Origin of the sequence: Geobacillus sp. ZGt-1 (genome assembly GCF_001026865.1) — a bacterium.
Classification (GTDB): Bacteria; Bacillota; Bacilli; order Bacillales; family Anoxybacillaceae; genus Geobacillus; species Geobacillus thermoleovorans.
In genome coordinates this window covers 4,847-5,109 of record NZ_LDPD01000025.1, presented here as the reverse complement: position 1 = coordinate 5,109, position 263 = coordinate 4,847, and the positions used below count along the sequence as shown (strand labels likewise).

Below are 263 nucleotides of genomic sequence, written 5' to 3'. Positions count from 1 at the left end.
GAATCGGCTGGCAGAGGAAGAGGCAGGACATCTTGTTGGGAGAATTGACCGTCGTTATGATTCCGCAGTAGCTCAGTGGTAGAGCAATCGGCTGTTAACCGATTGGTCGCAGGTTCGAATCCTGCCTGCGGAGCCATCGTGGAGAGCTGTCCGAGTGGTCGAAGGAGCACGATTGGAAATCGTGTAGGCGTGAATAGCGCCTCAAGGGTTCGAATCCCTTGCTCTCCGCCATGATCCATCAGCATGGCCCGTTGGTCAAGTGG

At 55.5% G+C, this 263-nt stretch carries 2 tRNA genes; both read left to right on the top strand.

Going from position 1 to position 263, the window contains the following annotated elements:
* Nucleotides 1–61 precede the first annotated feature (61 nt).
* Nucleotides 62–136: transfer RNA gene (locus tag VU18_RS12680), tRNA-Asn, on the top strand.
* A 4-nt stretch (nucleotides 137–140) separates the two neighbouring features.
* Nucleotides 141–231, top strand: a tRNA-Ser gene (locus tag VU18_RS12675).
* Nucleotides 232–263 lie beyond the last annotated feature (32 nt).